Source organism: Thermococcus sp. M36, assembly GCF_012027355.1.
In the GTDB taxonomy this organism is placed as follows: Archaea; Methanobacteriota_B; Thermococci; order Thermococcales; family Thermococcaceae; genus Thermococcus.
The window spans coordinates 1-464 of the sequence record NZ_SNUH01000170.1; the positions used below are offsets into that span (position 1 = coordinate 1).

Annotated in this window: 1 protein-coding gene; it reads left to right on the forward strand. The window is 33.0% G+C overall.

What is annotated here, in order from left to right; all coding sequences use genetic code 11:
• Window positions 1-464: HAD family phosphatase (locus E3E36_RS11835; protein ID WP_206203674.1), on the forward strand; the 464-nt coding region annotated here is incomplete at both ends.

Sequence of the window (464 nt, forward strand, 5' to 3'; positions counted from 1 at the left end):
GAAAAAATACGAAGCATTTTTATTTGATTTAAACGGAACGTTGATTGATGATATGCAATACCACATTATTGCATGGCATAAAATATTAAACAGTTTAGGCGTACCTATTTCTTTAAAAGAAACGAAAGAACAGTGCTACGGCAAAAACGAAGAATTATTAGAACGAGTATTGCCGGGAAAATTCTCTGCAGAACAAAAAAGAGAATTGAGTGTTGAAAAGGAAAAGCAATATCAGCAAACGTATAAGCCTCACTTACAACTGATAAGCGGTGCAGATTTTTTTCTTGAAAAAGTCTTCGCACATAATATTCAAATGGCTATCGGTACGGCAGCTATTATGTTTAATGTAGATTTTGTATTAGATGGTTTACAACTGCATAAATATTTCAGAACTATTATCAGTGCAGATGATGTGCAGTTAAGTAAACCCAATCCTGAAACTTATTTAAAATGTGCAGAACAGA